Origin of the sequence: Antrihabitans stalactiti (genome assembly GCF_012932915.1) — a bacterium.
Classification (GTDB): domain Bacteria; phylum Actinomycetota; class Actinomycetes; order Mycobacteriales; family Mycobacteriaceae; genus Antrihabitans; species Antrihabitans stalactiti.
Window position 1 is genome coordinate 52,762 of sequence record NZ_VCQU01000013.1, and the last position, 20,300, is coordinate 73,061.

21 protein-coding genes and 1 tRNA gene are annotated in these 20,300 nt (G+C 63.6%); 8 read left to right on the forward strand and 14 right to left on the reverse strand.

The features are described from left to right. Position 1 precedes the first annotated feature (1 nt). The 7 genes from FGL95_RS28160 to FGL95_RS28190 all read left to right on the forward strand — a co-directional run bounded on the left by FGL95_RS28160 (position 2) and on the right by FGL95_RS28190 (position 5,574). Positions 2–1,144, forward strand: coding sequence for an acyl-CoA dehydrogenase family protein (locus FGL95_RS28160; protein WP_169593646.1), 1,143 nt, complete (start codon positions 2–4; stop codon positions 1,142–1,144). Then, on the forward strand, positions 1,141–2,181 hold the full coding sequence (locus tag FGL95_RS28165) for an enoyl-CoA hydratase/isomerase family protein (protein ID WP_169593647.1): 1,041 nt from the start codon (positions 1,141–1,143) through the stop codon (positions 2,179–2,181). The genes FGL95_RS28160 and FGL95_RS28165 overlap by 4 nt, the downstream gene beginning before the upstream one ends. Beyond that, on the forward strand, positions 2,181–3,086 hold the full coding sequence (gene mmsB / locus FGL95_RS28170; RefSeq protein ID WP_169593649.1) for a 3-hydroxyisobutyrate dehydrogenase: 906 nt from the start codon (positions 2,181–2,183) through the stop codon (positions 3,084–3,086). The genes FGL95_RS28165 and mmsB overlap by 1 nt, the downstream gene beginning before the upstream one ends. 3 nt (positions 3,087–3,089) lie before the next feature. Further along, positions 3,090–3,866, forward strand: a complete 777-nt coding sequence (locus tag FGL95_RS28175) for an enoyl-CoA hydratase (protein ID WP_169593651.1) — start codon at positions 3,090–3,092, stop codon at positions 3,864–3,866. A gap of 89 nt (positions 3,867–3,955) precedes the next feature. Beyond that, positions 3,956–4,399 carry an SRPBCC family protein gene (locus tag FGL95_RS28180; protein ID WP_169593653.1) on the forward strand — a complete coding sequence of 148 codons (444 nt, stop codon included), beginning with the start codon at positions 3,956–3,958 and terminating at the stop codon, positions 4,397–4,399. Between the two features lie 70 nt (positions 4,400–4,469). Further along, a tRNA-Cys gene (locus FGL95_RS28185) sits at positions 4,470–4,540 on the forward strand. A 101-nt stretch (positions 4,541–4,641) separates the two neighbouring features. Beyond that, positions 4,642–5,574, forward strand: a complete 933-nt coding sequence (locus tag FGL95_RS28190; RefSeq protein ID WP_169593654.1) for an ankyrin repeat domain-containing protein — start codon at positions 4,642–4,644, stop codon at positions 5,572–5,574. 1 nt (position 5,575) lies between these two features. Here the strand turns inward: FGL95_RS28190 and FGL95_RS28195 are convergent, their stop codons facing one another. The 3 genes from FGL95_RS28195 to FGL95_RS28205 form a co-directional block, all read right to left on the reverse strand. After that, entirely contained in the window at positions 5,576–6,412 is an 837-nt protein-coding gene (locus FGL95_RS28195; protein WP_169593656.1) for an SDR family NAD(P)-dependent oxidoreductase, read from the reverse strand. Positions 6,413–6,625: 213 nt separating this feature from the next. Further along, positions 6,626–7,135, reverse strand: coding sequence for an SRPBCC family protein (locus tag FGL95_RS28200; RefSeq protein WP_169593657.1), 510 nt, complete (start codon positions 7,133–7,135; stop codon positions 6,626–6,628). 260 nt (positions 7,136–7,395) lie between these two features. Beyond that, positions 7,396–8,541, reverse strand: a complete 1,146-nt coding sequence (locus tag FGL95_RS28205; RefSeq protein WP_169593659.1) for an acyl-CoA dehydrogenase family protein — start codon at positions 8,539–8,541, stop codon at positions 7,396–7,398. A 100-nt stretch (positions 8,542–8,641) separates the two neighbouring features. Between FGL95_RS28205 and FGL95_RS28210 the strand changes: the two genes are divergently transcribed. Next, positions 8,642–9,328, forward strand: a complete 687-nt coding sequence (locus tag FGL95_RS28210; protein ID WP_169593661.1) for a TetR/AcrR family transcriptional regulator — start codon at positions 8,642–8,644, stop codon at positions 9,326–9,328. A 145-nt stretch (positions 9,329–9,473) separates the two neighbouring features. On the opposite strand, the gene FGL95_RS28215 is transcribed toward FGL95_RS28210, so the two are convergent. From FGL95_RS28215 to FGL95_RS28265, 11 genes are all read right to left on the reverse strand, one after another. After that, the gene (locus tag FGL95_RS28215; protein ID WP_169593663.1) at positions 9,474–10,649 is read right to left on the reverse strand and encodes an alpha/beta hydrolase; all 1,176 of its coding nucleotides are present in this window, start codon (positions 10,647–10,649) and stop codon (positions 9,474–9,476) included. A 90-nt stretch (positions 10,650–10,739) separates the two neighbouring features. Continuing rightward, positions 10,740–11,354 carry a hypothetical protein gene (locus tag FGL95_RS28220; RefSeq protein ID WP_169593664.1) on the reverse strand — a complete coding sequence of 205 codons (615 nt, stop codon included), beginning with the start codon at positions 11,352–11,354 and terminating at the stop codon, positions 10,740–10,742. Between the two features lie 43 nt (positions 11,355–11,397). After that, positions 11,398–12,363: an MlaD family protein gene (locus FGL95_RS28225; protein ID WP_169593666.1), complete on the reverse strand. Its 966-nt coding sequence runs from the start codon at positions 12,361–12,363 to the stop codon at positions 11,398–11,400. Next, on the reverse strand, positions 12,360–13,376 hold the full coding sequence (locus FGL95_RS28230) for an MlaD family protein (protein WP_338080062.1): 1,017 nt from the start codon (positions 13,374–13,376) through the stop codon (positions 12,360–12,362). The genes FGL95_RS28225 and FGL95_RS28230 overlap by 4 nt, the downstream gene beginning before the upstream one ends. A gap of 35 nt (positions 13,377–13,411) precedes the next feature. Beyond that, complete coding sequence (locus tag FGL95_RS28235; protein ID WP_169593669.1) at positions 13,412–14,512, reverse strand: MlaD family protein; 1,101 nt, start codon at positions 14,510–14,512, stop codon at positions 13,412–13,414. A 2-nt stretch (positions 14,513–14,514) separates the two neighbouring features. Then, positions 14,515–15,555: an MlaD family protein gene (locus FGL95_RS28240; protein WP_338080063.1), complete on the reverse strand. Its 1,041-nt coding sequence runs from the start codon at positions 15,553–15,555 to the stop codon at positions 14,515–14,517. After that, positions 15,543–16,550, reverse strand: a complete 1,008-nt coding sequence (locus tag FGL95_RS28245) for an MlaD family protein (protein WP_169593671.1) — start codon at positions 16,548–16,550, stop codon at positions 15,543–15,545. Before FGL95_RS28245 ends, FGL95_RS28240 begins: the two co-directional genes overlap by 13 nt. Next, a complete protein-coding gene (locus FGL95_RS28250; RefSeq protein WP_169593673.1) occupies positions 16,547–17,590 on the reverse strand; it encodes an MlaD family protein in 1,044 nt (347 codons plus the stop codon). Before FGL95_RS28250 ends, FGL95_RS28245 begins: the two co-directional genes overlap by 4 nt. A gap of 4 nt (positions 17,591–17,594) precedes the next feature. Continuing rightward, positions 17,595–18,461: an ABC transporter permease gene (locus tag FGL95_RS28255; RefSeq protein WP_169593674.1), complete on the reverse strand. Its 867-nt coding sequence runs from the start codon at positions 18,459–18,461 to the stop codon at positions 17,595–17,597. Then, positions 18,461–19,312, reverse strand: a complete 852-nt coding sequence (locus FGL95_RS28260) for an MlaE family ABC transporter permease (RefSeq protein WP_169593676.1) — start codon at positions 19,310–19,312, stop codon at positions 18,461–18,463. The genes FGL95_RS28255 and FGL95_RS28260 overlap by 1 nt, the downstream gene beginning before the upstream one ends. 238 nt (positions 19,313–19,550) lie before the next feature. After that, a complete protein-coding gene (locus tag FGL95_RS28265; protein ID WP_169593678.1) occupies positions 19,551–20,204 on the reverse strand; it encodes a TetR/AcrR family transcriptional regulator in 654 nt (217 codons plus the stop codon). Between the last annotated feature and the right edge of the window lie 96 nt (positions 20,205–20,300).

Consider the following 20,300-nt stretch of genomic DNA (forward strand, 5'->3'; position numbering starts at 1 on the left):
CATGTTCACACTGTCCGACGACGAGCAGGCAATCGTCGAAACTGCTCGTGACTTTGCCCTGGAGTTTTTGGCGCCCAACGCAATCGAGTGGGATCAGAACAAGCACTTCCCGACGGACGTCCTCCGCAAGGCGGGCGCCCTCGGGATGGGCGGGATCTACATTCGAGAAGAAGTCGGCGGCTCGGAACTGACAAGGCTCGACGCGGTCCGGATCTTCGAGCAGCTTGCATACGGCTGCCCGACGATCTCGGCGTACATCTCGATCCACAACATGGCCACGTGGATGATCGACAAGTTCGGCTCCGACGAGCAACGCCACGAATGGGTGCCTGCGCTCGCGTCGATGGAACACCTCGCGAGCTATTGCCTCACCGAGCCCGGTGCGGGCTCAGACGCGGCAGCCTTGAGTACCAAAGCTGTTCGCCACGAGGACGAGTATGTTCTCAACGGCGTCAAGCAGTTCATCTCGGGCGCCGGGTCAGCGGACGTCTACGTCGTCATGGCTCGTACGGGAGACGCTGGACCCAAGGGGATTTCGGCGTTCATCGTTCCGAAGGACACGCCAGGTCTGTCGTTCGGTGCGAACGAGAAGAAGATGGGCTGGAACGCGCAGCCCACTCGCCAGGTGATCATGGAGGATGCGCGGATTCCCGCGGCGAACCTGATCGGCAGCGAGGGCAACGGCTTTCGGATTGCGATGGCAGGGCTCAACGGTGGTCGGCTGAACATCGCAGCAGCGTCGGTCGGCGGCGCGCACGCGGCGTTCGACAAGGCGGTGTCCTACCTTGCCGAGCGAAAGGCGTTCGGCGCCAGGCTGCTCGATTCGCAGGCGCTGCAGTTCAAGCTCGCCGACATGCGGACCGAACTCGAAGCTGCCCGAACCCTGCTGTGGCGTGCCGCCGCCGCGCTGGATGCCGGCGATGCCGACGTCGTCGAACTGTGCGCCATGGCAAAGCGATTCGGCACGGACGGCGGATTCAACGTGGCGAACGATGCACTGCAGTTGCTCGGTGGGTACGGCTATCTTGCCGAGTACGGCGTGGAGAAAATAGTCCGCGACCTGCGGGTACATCAGATTCTCGAAGGGACGAACGAAATCATGCGAGTGGTGATTGCCCGGTCGATCGTGGGCTCCGTCAAATGACAGACGATGTTCTGATCGAGAAGCGCGACGGCCTCGGTCTTCTGCATCTCAACCGGCCGAAAGCGATCAACGCGCTCAATCATGCGATGGTGTTGGCGATTACACCTGCTCTGCGCGGCTGGATCGACGACGAAGAAGTGAGTGCCGTTGTCATCACCGGTGCTGGCGAACGTGGGTTGTGCGCAGGTGGTGACATCGTGCCGATCTACCACGATGCGCAGGGCAGTGGTAAAGCGACGCAGGACTTCTGGCGCGACGAATACATCCTCAACGCGTTGATCGCGAACTACCCGAAGCCGTATGTCGCCGTGATGGACGGCATCGTGATGGGTGGCGGTGTCGGGATTTCCGCGCATGGCAGCGTGCGTATCGTGACCGAGCGATCCAAGGTCGGAATGCCGGAGGTCGGGATCGGGTTGGTGCCCGATGTCGGCGGCACCTATCTGCTCCCGCGAGCACCGGGGGAGTTGGGCACTCACATCGCGCTGACCACCGGCAGGCTCGGCGCAGGCGACGCGATCGCCACCGGTTTCGCCGACCACTTCGTGCCGTCGTCGGATCTGCCGTCCTTCTTGGAGGCGTTGCACACGTCGTCGATCGAGGACGCGCTCGACAAGTTCGCTTCGGCAGCACCCGAATCTGAGCTGCTGGCTCAACAGGGCTGGATCGACGAGTGCTACTCAGCCGACACCGTCGAGGAGATCGTGGCTCGGCTGCAGGCGCACAGCGCGCCCGAAGCGGCAGCGGCGGCGGAGCAGATCCTGTCGAAGTCGCCGATCGCGGTGAAGGTCGCGCTGGAGTCGCTGCGGCGGGCGCGGAGGCTCACGACGATCGAAGAGGTGCTGAACGACGAGTATCGAGTGTCGCTGAGCTGCTTGAAGTCTCACGATCTCGTCGAAGGCATCCGCGCTCAGGTGATAGACAAAGATCGAAATCCACAGTGGCAGCCAGCGACCCTCGAAGCGGTCACGCCCGACCAGGTTGCCGCGTACTTCGCCGATCTCGGCGAACTCGAACTCGGATTGAAAGGTAAGTGATGAGCACACCCAGCAACGTCACAGTCGGCTTCGTCGGACTCGGCCACATGGGCGGACCGATGGCCGCCAACCTCGCCAAAGCCGGATATCAGGTGCTCGGATTCGACCTGGTCCCCGCCGCGCTCGAGCAGGCCGCCAAGGACGGCATAACTGTCGTCTCCTCGTCCGACGACGCCGCGAAAGCAGATGTCGTCATCACGATGCTGCCCAGCGGTAAGCACGTCCTGGATCTGTACAGCGGCGGCTTGCTCGCGGCAGCAAAGCCCGGCACGTTGTTCATCGATTCGTCGACGATCGACGTGGCAGATGCCAAGGCTGCCAACGAGTTAGCGGTCGCCGCTGGTCACCGTGCGGTCGACGCCCCCGTCTCCGGTGGTGTGGCGGGAGCTGCCGCCGGAACCCTCGCCTTCATGGTCGGCGGCGAGGCGGAGGACTTCGAAGCCGCCAAGCCGCTGCTCGACGTGATGGGTGCCAAGATCGTCCACTGCGGCGGTGCCGGTGTCGGTCAGGCCGCGAAGATCTGCAACAACATGATTCTCGGCGTTTCGATGATCGCCGTCAGCGAAGCATTCGTCCTCGGCGAGAAGTTGGGGCTGACCAACCAGGCCATGTTCGATGTCGTCTCCAATGCGTCGGGTCAGTGCTGGTCTTTGACGTCGTACTGCCCGGTCCCCGGACCCGTGCCTGCCAGCCCGGCCAACAAGGACTACCAGCCCGGCTTTGCCACCGCGTTGATGCACAAGGACCTCGGGCTCGCGGCAAATGCGTTGCGGGCCAACGGCGTCGACGGGCTGCTCGGTCTGCAGGCCGAAGAGATCTACAAACGCTTCAAGGACGAAACGGGCGGTGGGCTAGACTTCTCGGCCATCGTGACCGACATCCGTAAGCGTTCTGGAGAGGCCTGATCAGTGACTGATTTCGAGACGATTCTGCTCGAACGCAAGGGCAGGGTCGGCGTCATCACGCTGAACCGGCCGAAGGCACTCAACGCGCTGAATTCGCAGGTGCTGAAAGACCTGATCGTCGCGCTCGACGAACTCGAAGCCGACTCTGGGATCGGCGCGATCGTTCTGACGGGGTCCGAGCGGGCGTTCGCAGCCGGCGCGGACATCAAGGAGATGCAGCCGCAGTCGTACATGGACATGTTCATGAGCGACTTCTTCTCCGGCTGGGATCGCCTCGCGTCGGCACGCAAGCCCACGATTGCCGCGGTCGCCGGCTACGCGCTCGGTGGCGGTTGTGAGATCGCCATGATGTGCGACATCCTGCTCGCCGCCGACACCGCCAAGTTCGGTCAGCCGGAAATCACCCTGGGCGTGATTCCGGGAATCGGCGGGTCGCAACGACTTACCCGCGCGGTCGGCAAGGCAAAGGCGATGGATCTGGTCCTCACCGGCCGGACCATCGACGCCGAAGAAGCCGAGCGTGCCGGACTGGTCTCACGCATCGTCCCCGCCGCTGAGCTCCTCGACGAGGCGCTGAAGGTGGGGGAGAAGATCGCGTCCATGTCGCTCCCTGTCGCCATGGTGGCGAAGGAAGCGGTCAATCGGTCGTTCGAGACCACACTGTCCGAAGGAATCCGCTTCGAGCGCAGGGTTTTCCATTCGCTGTTCGCGACCGAAGATCAGACCGAAGGCATGACGGCGTTCGTCGAGAAGCGCAAGCCGAACTTCAACCACCGCTAGCCACTCACGAGCAGATCGGGGACTTTCGGCGATCGAAACGGGCCCAAATGCCCGCGTTCGCCGACCCGGACCAAATCTAGTGTGACCCCATGGCCGTCAAGGGAACTCGCGAGTTCGATGTCGCTGCAACGCCCGCAGCGATCATCGACGCGCTCGCTGATATCGAAGATCTGCCGACTTGGTCGGGACCGCACCGTGCCGCGAAAGTCGAATCGCGGTATCCGGACGGACGACCGGATCTTGTTCGTTCGCAAGTGAAGATCGTGGGCATCACCGACAACCAAGTGACCGAGTACACCTGGGACGGCGACAAGTCCATGGGTTGGAAACTTGTCGAGAGCAGCCAGCAGGCGAAGCAGGTCGGCTCCTACCAGCTGACCCCGTCCGCCAAGGGCACTCACATCGTGTTCGATCTCGAAATCGCTTTGAAGATTCCGCTGCCAGGCTTTCTGCAGCGCCAGATCCTCAACATCGCCATGGATACGGCGAGCAAGGATCTTTCGAAGTTCGTTCAGCGTCGCGCTGTCGCGTAATCGCCGTTCGACTCACAATGATTTCAAGGGTGGGCACGGACCCGCCGGTGCGGCAAAGTCATTCACCGATGCGGGTGTGGCTGAGTGGCAAGGCACCGGCCTGCAAAGCCGTTCACACGGGTTCGAATCCCGTCACTCGCTCTAGCGAAAGCCCTGGTCAGCGCAGTTTGCTGGTCAGGGCTTTCGTCTCGAAATTTCCGAGTTCTCGCTACACTGCCCCGGGGGATCGACGAGGGGGCCACATGGCGAAGCAGCTGCTGACACTACCGAAGGACTTTCGGGAGAGAGGCGAGCCCTACACGCTCGGGGAGCTGCAGGAGATCTTCGCGACGCGATCGGTCGACGCGCGCGGCGGGTACAGCAAAGAAGTCGCGCTCGCGATGCGTACCGTCCGCGCCGACGGCGTGCGTTGGTTGCTGGACCAGGGTGCCGACATCGAGGCCGAGAGCAACTTCGGACGCACGCCGTTGACCAGTCGGATCTCCCACAAAGATGTGGAGGTGGTCCGGCTTCTTCTCGAGCGTGGCGCCGATCCGGTGGATTCCGCGCACAAGGACACCCCACTGGGTGAAGCCGCGACCACCCATCAACTGGAGATCGTCGAACTGCTTCTCGCTGCCGGCGCCGACGTCCACGCCACCGACACGATGGGCTGGACGCCGCTGGACCTCGCCGTGCTCCGAACAGACCCGCACAACGGCCCCAATGCGCTGCCGGTCATCCGTCTGCTGGCTTCTCGTCACGCCAGACTCAACGATCAGGTGCCGCCATACCTGCGCCGTGCGATGGCCAACCTCTACCGGTTCGAGGCCGCAGGCAACGTGACTGTCGACATGCGCGAGGCTCTCAACGAAGTGCTTGCCATGTTCGACGTCACGCCTCCGGCGCGCCCGCGTGTGCTCGCCGACGGCGAACCGATCGTCGTCTCCTCGACCGACTGGAGGAAGCAGTTCTCCGAGTTATGGGGGATGCTCGTCCCGAACGGCGGCGCCGCGGCGAGCGTTCAGGGCGAAGTTGTGCGCATCGCGGGTCGTATCGGCCACGATTATGTGGACAAGTCCGGTCGGTCAAGCCTTGGGCCGCTCTTGGTTCGAATCGACCAGGCAGCCGAACTGGCGGAAGTGAGTGGCGGCTGCCGCGGCCGATATCTCCATGGACGAAGCGCACAAGCGTAGTTCAACTAGCGATTCGTTCGATGACACCGAGCGCGCGAGTGAACGCCCCTGGCGCGAGTCGCTTGAGCTGCCACGCAACTTTTGCGTCCAGTTGTGGCATGACATGAAGTTGGCCGCGATCGTGGGCGTCGAGTGTGGTCTGGGCGATCGATTGCGGCGACGATCCGATCCATTTCATGAGCGTGTCCGCGAGCTGGGCAGCTGATTCGGTAATCGCGGTGTTGTCGTTGATGTTGGTTTTGACCAGTGTGGGGCAGAGCACGGTAATCGTCACACCAGTTCCGCTGAGTTCTGCTGCGAGCGTCTCGGATAGCGACAACACGCCGGCTTTGCTGACGTTGTATGCGGCCATGCGTGGGCCAGCACCGAAGCTGGCGGCCGATGCCACGTTGATGATGCCTCCGCTGCCTCGTTCGCGCAGGCGAGGCGCGAGAACGTGGCAGCCGTGGATGACGCCCCAGAGGTTGACCTCGATTGTGCGGTACCAGTCGTCGAGCGGGGTTTCGCCGACGACGGTGCCTCCCGTCCCGATTCCGGCGTTGTTGATCATCAAGCTTACCGAGTTGCCGAACCAGCCTTCGGCGACGTTTGCGAGGTCGAGCACTTGGCGTGCGTCGGCGACGTCGCACTGTATGGCTATCGCGTCTCCGCCTTTGCTCGTAATCAGGGTGCTGGTCTGTTGCGCGCTGCCGATGTCGATGTCGGCGCAGACGACGCGGCCATCCCGTCGGCTGAGTTCGATGGCGAAGGCGCGGCCGATTCCGCTGCCCGCGCCGGTGACGACTGCGTCAGCGCCGTAGGTGCGTCGATCGCGCCGGGCGAACGGCCATACATTCATGAGAGCCCCTGTGAGAGTTGATGTTTCGAAACTGGATGGTGACTTGGTTGGGCGAGCGGTCTGTCAGCAGCGTGCTACTTCACAGGGAGCGCGCCGTCCATGCCGCCGACGTCGGTGACCAGTCGTTGTTTTGTCGATGGTGACGTTCTAGGTGACGGTGGTTTGTGCCCGTGGAAGGTTGGGCGCTCGTGGAGATCCCGTTGAGGAACACCTTCACCGAGTAGAGTCCGCCGGTTTCGGAGGCAACGGCGGCATCGATCGGTGCTGCGCTCGCATGGTGTACGTGTCTTCGATTTGCTCGCGCAAATGCTTTTCTACGTAGCGGATCGCCGCTTTGCTGAAGGCGAGCAGTGCGACGTCGATGGCCTTGGCGGTGAGTCCGGATCCGACTGTGTAGTCGCAGGTGACGCTGAGTTGTGTCGATTCGGCGCGAAGGCTGTCGAGTTGCATACAGGTGGTTGCTTCCATCTTCTTTGCGTTGCACCGCAACGTTATCCGGCTGTCGTTCACCCATTCGAGAACCGAAAGATGTAGGTCGAGTTTCATTGGGCCGATGTCCAGTGTGCTGGTGAATTCTGCCCCGACGCCGCGAGTTTGCGTTCCAGTCGGTTCGAATCGTTCGAGTCCCAGCATGTATTTCTCGATGTTGCGATAGTCCGAGATATAGGCGAACGTGTGATCGGCAGTAGCGTTGACCTCTGCGGAATTCGCGACGTGACCCACCTTATTTCTCCTTATTTGATGACGGGTAGGAATTGGTCTCGATTCGAATCTCCGGGCTACGCGGTCGCTGCCCGCGCCGCATTGGCATCACCGTCGGTCGTGGAGCCGCAGCGACGATCGTGGGCTGGTGTAGCGCGCGGTGAAGCGGCCAGTTCCGGCACCGATCAGGGGTCGGCGCGCCACGGCCACCGGGGTGGCCGAATGGATCTGCAGGAGCAGGCCCGAAGGTGCCCCGACACCGCTTCACCGAGCTGTGGGGATCACAACGATCGAGCGATGATTTCCTTCATGATTTCGGTGGTACCGGCATAGATTTTTTGAACACGCTGGTCGACCCACATCCGGGCGATGGGGTACTCGGTCATGTAGCCGTACCCGCCGTGCAGCTGGAGGCATTCGTCGGCGGCGACCATGGCTCGTTCCGTGGTCCACCATTTCGCCATCGCAACTGTCGGGATGTCGAGTTCACCACGCAGATGTTTGGCGATGCAGTCGTCGATGAAGATTCGCGCAATCGTGGCGTCGGTGGCGACCTCGGCGAGCTTGAACTTGGTGTTCTGAAATGCAAACAGCGGTTTGCCGAATGCGTGCCGTTCTTTGGTGTAGCGCAACGTGTGCTTGAGTGCGGATTCGATAGCAGCGACCGCGCCGATCGCAATGATCAGTCGCTCTTGCGGTAGTTGCTGCATCAACTGGAGAAAGCCTTGCCCCTCGGCGGTGCCGAGCAGGTTCGAGACCGGGACGCGGACGTCCTCGAAGAAAAGTTCGGCGGTGTCCTGGCCCTTCTGCCCCAGCTTGTCGAGCAGCCGGCCGCGACGGAACCCGGCCCGGTCGGCCTCGACGAGCAGAAGAGAGATGCCGCTCGCGCCAGCGCTGGTGTCGGTCTTCGCCGCGACGACGATCAAGTCGGCCTGTCCGCCGTTGGTGATGAATGTTTTGGACCCGTTCACCACATACTCGTCGCCATCGCGAACTGCCTTGGTTTTGACAGCTTGCAGGTCCGAGCCGGTGCCGGGTTCGGTCATCGCGATCGCACCGACCGTCTCACCGTTGGCCATCTTGGGGAGCCACGTTCTTTTCTGTTCTTCGGTTCCATAGGTGAGCACGTAGTGCGCGACGATCGTCGAGTGCACGCTGACACCCCACGCGGTGTCGCCGACGCGGGCCTGCTCTTCCATCAGGACGGCCTCGTGGGCGAAATTGCCGCCTCCGCCGCCGTATTCTTCGGGCACCGACATGCAGAGCAGTCCCAGCTCACCGGCCTTGTTCCACAAATCGCGGTCGACGGAATGCTGCTCGATGAACTTCTCGGTGTTTGGTTCGAGCTCCTGTTCGCAGAACGAACGTGCGAGATCGCGTAGCGCGTGCAGGTCGTCGTCCATCCACTTGGAGCGGTGTGCGGTCATAGCGGCGTCGATGCCTTCCAGATCGGTTTGGGTACACGCTGTACCATCGTCTGGGTACGGACTGTACCCGAGACTGCGATCGGACGATAGTGTGACAGTCATGACAAAGCCCAGCCCAGATTCCACAGCGGCTCGCCGCGCCGCGGCCGGCGGCCCGGGCCGCGATCGACGCCGAGGGCTGATCATCGATGCCGCCATCGCTGCGATCGAGGCGGATGGACCACAAGCGTTGACCGAACAGATCGCCGACCGCGCGGGCCTGGCCCGCACGCATGTCTACCGGCACTTCGCAAGCAAGGAGGAACTCGACTTTGCGGTCGCCCGACGAGCCCATCGCGACCTCACGGAACGGATCCGCGCCAATCTGGAGGTCGAGGGCACCCCGTTCGAGATCATTCGGCAACCTCTGGCCCAGCATGTGATCTGGGCGGACGAGCATCCCAATCTGTACCGGTTTCTGATCCGTCGCGAGTACCGCCGGGGCCCTGAGCAGGAACGGGTCGGAGGCGGCGCGTTCACGGCCGAAGTTGCCGCTGCGATGGTGCGCTACATTCCGCAGTTGGCCGACACCGACCTGATCGACGCGACGATCGTGGCCGTGCATGGTCTCGTCGATGCTTCGGTGTCGTGGTGGCTCGACCACCGACGCACCAGCCGGGACGAGATCATCGATCGGCTGACCAGCCAATGCTGGTTGCTGTTCGACCATCGCTTACGTGAACTCGGTATTCGACTCGACCCCACTAGTGCGCCGTCAGGCGCCGCGCGGGGCGCGAATTCGGCGTGACCGACGGGGTGGTGCAACATCAGCGGAGGCAGGTGCCGCTCTGACCGCGCCGCGGTGCTAGCCGGGGGAGACCGCGACCGGTGATGCCGACTGGCGAAGGTCGTGCGACCGTCGGGCGATCGGACCACGGTGTCCGCCGATCACATCATGGAGCCATCTGCTCTGGAATCACTGGTCGAGTCGCGGCGGAATCGAAAGCCGCAGGTGGCGCGACGGGATACGTGAGATCGCCGCAGTTCACGGTGGCAGAGATTCTGCCGTGGATGAAGTGGGCCGCGGCGTCGAGGGCGGCGCGACTTTCCGGCATGTCAGGAAACAACGTCGTGAAAGCGTGAATCTGGTCGTGCCAGATATGCACCACGCAGGGCACACCCGCGTTAGCGAGCCGACCGGCCATCAGTTCGGAATCGATGCGCACGACCTCCGACTCCGCGGCGATGAGCAGGACCGGTGGAAGCGCAGCCAGGTCGTCGGTCGTCGGGGACAGGGCTGAATTCGGCGTAACGGGATCGTAGCCACCGATCCTGCTCACGGTGGCAAGCAGTTCCGCCGGCAGATACGCGTCGGTGGTTCGGTTCGGATGGGCGAGTTTGGTCGTGCAGTCGAGGTCTAGCCATGGCGAGAACCCGATGAGTCCCGCCGGCCGGGGCATTCCTGCGTGCGCGGCCGCGACGGCTGTGGCGAAGGCGAGGAACCCGCCTGCGGAGTCACCGGCGAACACCACGGTCGCGGGATCTGCTCCCTGGTCGAGCAGCCAGCGGTAGGTCGTTGTGCAGTCGTCGATCGAACCCGTGATCGGTGTCCTCGGCAGTTGCCGGTAGGCGACATGGATTACGGGTAGTCCGGTGCGCCGAGCGAGTGCGGCCACAACCGGCCGGTGCGAGTTGAGCCCACCGATCAGGAAGGCGCCGCCGTGAAAATACAACACGGCCCCTTCCGCCAGGTTCGAGCGGGGGATGCAAGGCCGCACGATCTCGGCGTCGAACCCGGCGAAGTGCACCTTTTCGGCGGTCACACCCGTGGGGGTAGGGATGACCTTCGCGGCCAAGTCGACCGCGAACGCGACAGACATCGGCCAGGCAGTGATCGGAATGCGCCGCACGAGTGGGCTGATCACGGCGCGGAACACGAGGCCGACTATGCGGGATTGCGTACTCGACGGCACGTCGATCGGTGTGGACAGCACCGATGTCGGCGCAGTGACGCCGACACCCCCCGCTGCCCTGGGCGAGGGTGACGTCCGGGGCGTCAACTCTGCCGGTATCGGTGGCCGCAGCGCCGACCTGACGGCCGTCGCGGCGTGGCCTACCGAATCACCCATGCGCATACCACTCCTGGTTGGGGGCTGACAACGAGGCCGCCGCCGGACCGACCACCACCGATAGTGAGACGTGATTGCATTGGGTTGCAACTATTTCCCGGGCAGTGCGCCGTCCATGCCGCCGACGTCGGTGATTTTCCAGTCGTTGTTCGCATCGACGGTGACGTTGTAGGTGACGGTGGTTTGCGCGCCGGTGGGGGTCTGAGCGCTGGTCGATGTGACGTTGAGGAAGACGTTGACTCTGTAGATTCCGCCGGTTTCGGAGGCGATCGTGGCGTCGATCGGTGTTGCGCTCGACGTCCACTGCAACGGAACGAGCAGTTCCTGGAGCTTGGGCGCGGTGGCATCGAATTTGTTCGCCAGTTCCGGGCTCGTGTTGGCTTTCAGTCGCCCAACCCAGGCGTTGGCGTCCTTGAAGTCGATGTTGGAGGCGCCGACGGCGTAGTCGGTGGCCACGTGCTCGGCGTGCTGGTCGGCGGCGGCGGCGTCGTCGCGCTCACGCAGCTCTCTGTTGGCCGACCACAGCATGGCGCCGGTCACGGCGAGGGCGACGACGAGAGCAACGACGAGAGCGCCGAATGCTGCGGTGGACTTGCGAATCGACAGCGTCGCGGGAGTTCTCGGTTGGTGTGTGGCGGAGGGCTTTTCGTCCGGATCGGTGCTCATCGTGGTCTCGGTCGGGTCGGCGGCGGTGGTGGTGGTCATCTCTGCTCCAAACTTTTCGGCGGTTACTGATGTTTGTGGTGCGCTAGTTGACGTTGATCTGGAGGTGGATCGCGCCGTCGGCGGCGGTGGCGTTGAGTGCCTGCGAGATCAGGCTGCTGAGATCGATGGCGGGTATGGCTGCGGTGGCGGTCGCCGCGAGGGGCGCGATGATCGGCACCAGGGTCGCGAGATCGGGGCCGACTTCCTCGATATAGGCGGTCACTTTCGGCAGGAACGGCACGATGCCGTTGCCAGTGATGTAGTTCTGCGGCACGCCGGGGAGCCGGACGAACTTGGCCAGGGATTCGACGACCATCTCGACCTTGACCCCGAAGTCTGCCCACAGCGGTCCGGCCGAGGCCATCGACGGTCCGGTCCATTCCATGTCGGAGCCGATGTTCTGCAGGTCGGTCAGCAGGCTGCGTATTTCGGGTGTGCGGCTCAGAATGGTGGCGGCCAGCAGGCTGGTCGACCGCGCCAGGTTCGGGATCACGTTCTCGAGCCCGGACAGACCTTGGGTGACGGTGGCGACGATGGAACTGATGGCCTCGGGGTCGAGTTGGTTCATCAGGGTGGTGACGGTGCGGGCGACATCGGGGATCGAGAGCGGCATCGCAATCGTGCGGGTGTCGATCTGCTGTCCGTCCTGCAGATACGGGCCGTCGGCTGTGGTCGGGGTGAATTGGACGTACGGTTCGCCGAGGGCGGAGAGGTTTTCGATCACCACTGTGCTCACGGTCGGAATCGCAAACTTGTCCTCGACGCGAAACGCCACTTCGACGCCGTCTGCGACGTTGGTGACCGAGGTGATGTCGCCGACCTTGACTCCGGACAGCAGGACGGGGGAGTTCGGCCCCAGGCTGCCCGAATTGGTGAGCACCATGGTCGCGGTTGTGTACTCGGTGAACCAGTCCACCCGGACGATGCCGAAAGCAAGATAGCCGGCGCCGACGACCAGCACCGTGGCGATGGCGATCAGGGACAGGACCGAACTGAGCTTGACCTTCATCGAACCGCTCCGATCATGCGCAGCGTCGCGATGATGCGATCGACTTGATCATCGGTGGATACTGCCGGCGATGGTGTGGTGTTCACGTCGACGATGTTGATCTTCGGGCCGTGTTCGACGAACGGAATCACCTGGTCGCGTACCAAAGCCACCAGCTTGTTCAGGTTCGACGGCGCCGTCAGATCCAACGGGCGACTGGTAAATGCGAGCGGCACAAACGCTTTCGCTGCGGCATCGGCGGAGGTGAACAGCGGCTGCAGCCATTCCAACGAGTGCGCGACGCTACCGAGCGCACCGAAAATGCCGATCATCGCGGCCAACGAGTTCATCGCACTGATCGTGTGGTCGGTGCCGGCGTCGGTGAGCAACGCACTCAGCGCTGGCCCGCGGTCCAGGACGACGCCAGCGTCTGTCGTTATCGCGTCCAGAAACGCATCGACCTGATGCAGGTTCTCGGCGAGGTCGGTGACGTTCGCCCCGAGCACACCGGAGATTCGGGCGGTCTCTTTCGGGTCCGGCGGCAGCACCGAATTCATGCGGTTGACGATGTCCTGAGCCTGTTTGAAGGCACCGCCCCCGACGAACGTCGCTATTCCAGACATGGCGTCTTCGATCTGCAGCGCGGGTTCGGACTGTGCTAGCCCGATGGTGCCCTCCGGCGCGATCGTGGTGTCGTAGCCGTCGGCGGGTGGTTTCAGGGCGATGTAGATGTCGCCGAGGATCGTGGCTTGGCGAAGCTGCGCAGAGGTTGTGGTCGGTAGCCGTACCGATTCTGTGATGTCGACATCGGCGACGACATACCCTTCGCGTTCCGCGGTCGGATCGACGAGACGCACCGAGCGCAGGGACCCGATCTGGACGCCGTTGGCGGCCACTTTCGCCCGCGCGGGGAGGTTGAGTGCGTTCGCGAACTCGATGTGGACCCGGTACGTCTCGCCGGACACGGTGGTGCCGGGCAACGGGACCGAGGACGGATCGAACGCGCACCCACCCAGGGTCAGTGCTGCAGCCACCCCGAGTACGCCAAGTTGGTGCCGCCAACGCCGTCTCATCGTGTGCCTGCCAGTCCGAGCACGACGGGCAGCAGATCAATCGTTGCCAGTCCGTCGGCTGCCGAGCTGCAGCGGCCGGGTGCGAGCGTGTTCACCGTGGCGCAGACCTGGTCTGCATTCGACGCGGGGATGGCGACTTTGGGTGGTGCGTAGGTCACACCGGGTTTGCCGGTCTGTGGATCGCTCGACCGGGTGAAGGCGCCGAGGATCGGGGGGATCATGGTGATGATCTCGCGCAGGGTGGCGACGTTGGCGCCGATGAAATGGATGACCGGAACAGTGGCATCCAACACTTGCAGGATGGGTTCGCCGAACATGGTGGTGATGTCGTTGATCATGGGGATGAGCTGTCGTAACGAATCGAGGATGCCCGCGCCGGGCACCCAGACCTTCTGATTGACGTAGTCGAGGACGTCGGCGAACGGGAGCAGCATGTCTTTGATGTCGCCCCATCCGGTGGACACGCTCGCCGACAATTCGCTCAGCACATCGATCAGCTCGCCGATGTGGCCGATCGCGGCGTCGGGTGAATTGAATGCGACGCCGAGCTTGGTGATCAGCTCGTTGATCCGCGGCCCGGTTCCGGAGATGGCGGTATCGATGGCATGGATGCCGTCGTTGACGCGGCCGGCGTCGACCGGGTCGTTACTGCCGTTGAGTGTGTCGGCGAGGGTGGCGAGGGCGTTGAGTGTTCGGGTCATGCTTTTGGGTGTGAGGGTGCGGGTGATGCACGTGTTGGGGTCCCAGTCGGTGGCGTCGGTGTCGCTGAGGACTGCGAGGTTGCGGTCGGCGACGAGGGTGTCCGACACCGTGGTCGCCGAGACGGCGCCGCGCAGGGGATGGTCGGCGTCGACGTCGAAATCGACGCGCACGGTCTCACCCTGGGGCGCGATGTCGGTCACCGTGCCCACAGTCAGGCCGAACATGGTGACGTGGTTGCCGGTGTAGAGGCCGACCGCGTCGGGCATCAGCGCGCAGTAGCTCTGCATTTTCTTCGCGGGGTCGAAGGTGATGACGTAGGCGAACAGGACGAGTGCGGCGGCGACGAGCACACCGGTGACCGACATGAATCCGCGTGAGGCCAGTATCCGATTCATCCTCAACACCCCTTGCCGGGGACCGGGACACAGAGGTCGGGGCCGGTGATCGTCGTCGAGGACTGGTCGAGAACCAGACCCTGCGGGGTTGCCAGCGGCTGCACGCGGGCGAGCAGCTCCCGCACCGAGGCCACCGCGCCACCGAGTTTGTCGCCGAGTCGTTGAAGTTCGGGGATCGTGTCGGCCAATTTTTGCGCCATCGGCTTCAACGTGTTATCCCAGTGCGGAGCGAGCACCGCAAGCCGCGACAGGGCCTCGTCGGTGATCCGCAGTGCCTCTTGGATTTCGGCTTGTTTGTCGATCACGATCGTCTCCAAGATCCGGATGGTGCGGACCAACTCTCCGAGCAGGGATTTCGAACTGTTGATCGCGCTGAGGTATTCGTCGGCGATCGCCAGGGTGCGCGAAACGTCGTCGTTCTGCTTCACGAGAACGTCGACGAGGGACTCGATGGCGTTGCCCGCGCGACGCAGTCCGTCGGGACTACCGTCCAGCGAGGTTTGCAGCGCAGCAAAGTTTTGCCGCAGCGTGGTGCCGTCGACGTCGCGCAGCGGTTGGGCGGCGTCCTGGAACGCTTGGGCCAGGCTGTAGGGCAACCGCACCCGCTCCGGCGGGATCACCGCGTCTGCCAGTGGTGCAGTGCCGGCCGGAAAGACGGCGACGTAGTGGCCGCCGACGATGGTGAGCATCCGGATGTCGAGGGTGGTCTGGTCGCCGATGAACACCTCGTCCTTGACCGTGAACCTCATCCGCACCCCATGGGGTTGCAGCTCGAGCGAGGTCACCGACCCCACCGGGATCCCGGCGACCCGCACATCGTCGCCGGTTTTGATCGATCCGGCTTCGGTGAGATCGGCCGTATAGGTGGAGCGGCCCAGCGGCAGCGCGTAGAGCACACCGGTCGCGATCAGTGCGAGGACCACGACCGTTGCGCCGAGGGCGCCCAGTCGCAGTTGCGAGCGGGCGGACTGTTTCTCGGTAGGGATGGGCCGGTTGCCCGGCAGGTGAAACCACCTGCGTGCCTTGGGGTTCAACGGTTGCACAGCGATATCCTTTGTCCGGCGATGAGGACCTGCAGCGGTGCGGGGGCGGTCGCGTTTCCGTTCGAGCAGGTCAGGTTCACCCCGGGACCGGTGTCGGGGACCAGGGCGTTGAGTGATTGCAGCAGTGTCGGCAATGTGCCGAGAACCTCGACGGCTTGGTCGGGATCGGGGAACAGCAACCCGACGATGTGGTCGAGGTCGGGGTTGGTGTCGGGGGTGAGTCCGAGGGTGGCGAGCAGGCTGTTGAGGGGAGCGAGCACCGGTGGGGCGGTCATCGCGAAATCGACGACGCCGTCGAAGTTTTGCTGCAACGTGATGAACACCTGGGTGATGCCGTCGATGAGCGTGACCAGTTGCGGTGAGCGTCCGCCGATCTGGTCGGAGATCTGTTTGAGGTTGGCGACCAACGCCGAGATGACGGTTTGGCGGTCGCTGACGTAGGTGCTCAGGGTCTCGATTGCGTCCAGCGCGGGTCCGATGCCGGTGCCGTTGCCTTCGATCACGGCGAGCAGGCTTTCGGTGAACTGGTTGAGCGCGCTGGGAGAGAAGTCGGCGAGCACGGGTTCGAGGCCGTTGAACAATCCGGTGATGTCGAAGGACGGGATTGTCGACTCGGTGCCGATCGTGGCCCCGGCCGCGAGCTCGGTTCCGGGTTGGGGTGGTTGCTGGATGTCGATGTAGCGCTGCCCGGTCAGATTCTGGTAGCGGATGGCCAGGTGGCTCGTCTCGTACACCGATCGGCCTTCTTGGACGGTCAGTCCGACCCGTGCGTGGTTGTCGTCGAGGTTGATGGTTTGCACTTTGCCGACCTGCACCCCGTACATGCGGACGTCGTCGCCGGTCTTGAGTCCGTTGGCGTCGGTGAACATCGCTGTGTAGCTGTGGGTGTCGCCGGACACCGGGCGCTTGATCGCGGCGATGATGAAGGTGAGCAGGACTGCGATGACCGCGACGAACAAGGTCAGCTTCACCCCCACGGAGATGAGGGATTTCATCGTTCGCCTCCCGGCTGTGCGGTCCCGAGCAGCGGCACCGACAGGGCCGGTACACCGCGCAGCGTCACGGCGAGGTTCAGCATCGGACCGTCGGGTGTGTCGGTGAACGAGCGGTCGAGGCGGGCAAGGAGATCGCGCAGTTGTGCACTCGACAGTTGTGGGGTGGGTATCATCCGCGTCGCGGCGTCCAGCACTGGTGGGAGCATGTTCGCGTAGCCCGCGAAATAGTCTTGGGCAGTGAACAGCAGAGTGGATACACCCGGAAACAGCTGGTGAATTGCGATCTGGACGACCTCGTCGAAGGTCTCCTTGTGGGTGTGCAGGATTTCGATGTTGCGGACGGTGTCGATCAGATCGATGGTGCCGCCGACCATCGGTGCCGCGCCTGAGAGCGCAGAACCGAACTGTCCCACCAGGAACGAGGCCGCGTAGCGCTGGGTGTCGGCGATGTTGCGGCCGGTGCTGACGATCGCTTCCAGGATCGGGGTGAACGCTTCGAGGTCGCCGGCCAGTGTGGTGAGGGTGTCGGTGAGTTGCGGGGTCAACACGTCGGTGGCGGTCCGGGTGACCGATCGGAGCAGGTTGCCCATCGTGACATCGCGCACCCGGTCGCCATGGCGGCCGGTAAGGTCGACGACGTCATGGTTGCCCAATGCGGTGCCGCCGGATCCGCGTCGCAGTTCGATCTCGCTGATGCCGAAAAGATTGGCCGGTGCGTAGTCGATGTCGAGGGTGTCGGTCACCCCGAACAGTTGGGATTGATTGAGCCGCAACGTGATCAGTTGCTGTCCGATCGTCGAGGTGTCGATCGTCTCGATCTCACCGACCGCGACGCCGTCGAGCCGAACCGGGGTTCCCTCGACGATGCCGTCGCCGATTTCTTCCGTCTGCAACACGATCTGCATCCGGTCGTCACCGCGAATTCGGTCGATGACGATCCAGGTGAGCGAGACGACCACGACGATGGCGACGGCGGTGACGCCGATGACGACCGAGCGGCGCTGGTCGATGGATATTCCGGGGAGTCCGTATTTCGGCATCGCGTTATCCGGTGAAACTGATCGAGGAGTTGAAGCCCCACAGCGCGATGCTGAGCAGCATGTCGAGGGCGATGATGGCAACGAAGCTGGCGCGGACTGCGCGCCCGGAGGCGATGCCCACACCTTCCGGACCACCGGTGGCGACAAAGCCTTGGTAGCAGTGGATCAGGATGACGGCGATGCCGAAGATCAGGACCTTGATCACCGCCGCGGTCACGTCCCACCCGGCCACGAACTGAAAGAAGTAGTGGTCGTAGACGCCGCTGGCCTGACCGTGCAGCACGACGATGACCGCGCCGCAGGACAGGTAGCTCAAGATCAAGGCGATCAGGAACGTCGGCACGATCGCGACGGCACCGGCGATCACCTTGGTGGTGACGACGAACGGTATCGACCGCAAGCCCAACGCCTCCAGAGCGTCGATTTCCTCCGAGATCCGCATGGACCCGATCTGGGCGGTCATCCGGCAGCCCGCTTGAGCTGCGAAGCCGATTCCGGCGGCAATCGGGGCCAGTTCGCGAGTGTTGGCGAACGCGGACACGACACCGGTCACCGGTCCCAACCCGATCATGTCGAGGGTGGCGAAGGACTCGATGCCGACCGAGCCACCCATCACCATGCCGAGCACGATCAGCATGGGTACGGTCCCGCCGCCGACGATGAGTGAGCCGCGCCCCCAGGTCATGTCGGTGATGGTGCGCATCGTTTCCGCGCGATACTTGGTGAGCGTCAACGGGATCGAGGACAGTGCTTGCCAGACGAAGCTCAGGACGAAACCGAGGGTTTCGAACCGGGCGGTGATCCGGCCCCGCGATGCGGCGATCCGGTAGGCCCAGCCGAGCCCCTTCGGGGCGTAGGTCGAGGCGCTCATCACGCCAGCCTGGTGGGCAGAAACATGGTCGAGACCTGAGTGATCACCAGGTTCACCACCACGATCGACACGACGGACAACACGACTGCGGCGTTGACGCTGTCGGCCACCCCGCGCGGTCCGCCTTTGGCTTCCAGTCCCCGCTGGCAGGCGATGACGACGACGAGGAACCCGAAGATGATCGCCTTTGTCAGCGAGAGCACCACGTCGGTGACGGTGGTGAACGATCCGAACGTCTGCCAGTAGCTACCGGCGGTTACGCCTTGGGCGCCGATGGCCACGGCGTAGCCGGCGACGACCCCGACGAAGATGATCAGGATGTTGAGCAACGGTGCGACGATCACCATCGCGACCATCCGCGGAATGACCAGCCGGTGCACCGGGCTGATCCCCATCGTTTTCATGGCGTCGATTTCCTCGCGGATCGTCCGCGCGCCGAGATCCGCCGCGATCGCCGCGGCGCCGGCTCCACCGAGCAGCAATCCAGTGGCCATCGGTGCGCCTTGTTTGATGACCCCGAGGCCGCCGGCGGCGCCGAGCAGCGAATCTGCGCCCAGTTGATGGATCAGATTTCCGACCTGCAACGACACGATCACCCCGAACGGGACTGCCATCAGAATCGCGGGGATGGCAGTGACCGTGATCAGGTACCAGCACTGGTGCAACATTTCGCGCCACTGGAATCTGGCGCGGACGATATCGGTTGCTGCTCCGCTGACCGACTCGAGGCCGACAGCCACTGTGCGGCCGAACGTTCGCAGGCTCGACACGAACGTCTCGGAAAAATTCTTCCGCACCACCTCGACGGGTGAGGGCGACTTACTGAGGGCAACAGGCGCAACCGACACCATGACTCGACTCTCCACTTCGCTGCCGTTGCAGCAGCAGCAGCGCGTCACCCGGCTGGGACCTGTCCACACGCTGTGCGGGAGGAACTCACACTGTCCCAACATCGGCGACGCTGCTACTGAGCAGCCGCTCTACCAGATTATGTGTTGAAGGCTCTACCAGATGTGAGTGGATGTCAAGTGCAGTCGAGAAGGCCGTCGCACAAATGCCCGGCGAAACCCGCTTCCGTACGTTCGCGCCTCAGTGGACGGAATCCGACGGGGTGGTCAGCACGCCACCGGCTTGCGTCACTGTGGTCATCAGGTTGGCCAGTGCGCCGATGAGGTCGTCGCGAGTGATGTCGAGGGTGCCGGTGAGCCACATCGTGACCGTGTCGAGCGCGCCGTTGGTGATGACCAACGCGGCAATGCGCAGGTCTGTGCCGGTGACGACTCGGTCGCCGAGGGCTTCGGCTGCTTTCGTTTCGACGATGCGGGCAATCATCCCGACGAAGTCTTCGCGGCGTCCTCGCAGCGCGGGGGTGGCCTGCATTTCGATCATCAATGCACGTCGGCCCGGGTTCGAGGTGACGAAATCGATGAGCGCCGACATGATCTCCACCGCCCGGCTGCTGTCGAGGGCGGCAAACCCACCGGATGCGGCGAGGCCGAACTTCAACGCCTCGGCGGCGGTGTCGTCGATCATCGCCAGCAGGAGCTCCTCACGGTTGCCGAAGCTCTCGGAAAAGTAGCGCTGGTTCAACCGGGCGCGTTTGCACACCGCGATCGCGGAGATGGACTCCATCCCGTTTTCGCCGATCAGCTCGAGGGCGGCCTCGATCAGCGCCTCGCGTCGGCGCGCCTGCCGTTGCTGCAGCGTCGACCCGGCATAGGTCCGATTCGGGGATCCCGTCATTACGACAGTGTCGCAGGTTCGGGGTTGACTTCTCTACCCATGTGGTAGAGCCTACAACTACATTTTTTGGTAGAGGGAACAACCAAACCTACGATT